Source organism: Streptomyces coffeae (genome assembly GCF_016741875.1).
GTDB lineage: Bacteria > Actinomycetota > Actinomycetes > Streptomycetales > Streptomycetaceae > Streptomyces > Streptomyces coffeae.
In genome coordinates this window covers 1-481 of the sequence record NZ_JAERRF010000194.1, presented here as the reverse complement: position 1 = coordinate 481, position 481 = coordinate 1, and the positions used below count along the sequence as shown (strand labels likewise).

Annotated in this window: 1 protein-coding gene; it reads right to left on the bottom strand. The window is 63.6% G+C overall.

What is annotated here, in order from left to right; all coding sequences use genetic code 11:
• The coding region (locus JK363_RS45215; RefSeq protein ID WP_201883516.1) for a zinc-binding dehydrogenase at window positions 1–481 on the bottom strand (481 nt) is incomplete at both ends.

Sequence of the window (481 nt, the reverse complement as noted above, 5' to 3'; positions counted from 1 at the left end):
CCCGCGTCCATCACATCGAACGCCTGATACACCACCCCCGGATAAGCAGCAGCCACCTCCCCCGCATCACGGACATCGGTCTTGCCCATCTCCACAAACCGACCACCCTCACCCATCAACCGCAACGACGCATCAACAAACTCCCCCGCCAGACAATCCAGCACCACATCCACCCCAACACCACCCGTAACCCGGGAAAACACCTCCTCGAACTCCGTCGTCCGCGACGAAGCAATACGATCAGCCGGAATACCAAGCTCACGCACCGCGGGCCACTTGCCCTCACTGGCGGTCGCGAACACCTCCGCCCCCACATGCGCAGCCAACTGCACCGCCGCCATACCCACACCACCCGCAGCCGCATGAACCACCACCGACTCCCCCGCCCGGAGATCGGCCAGATCCATCAACGCGTAATACGCCGTCAAGAACACCACCGGCACCGACGCCGCCTGCTCAAACGACCAACCCCGCGGAACAC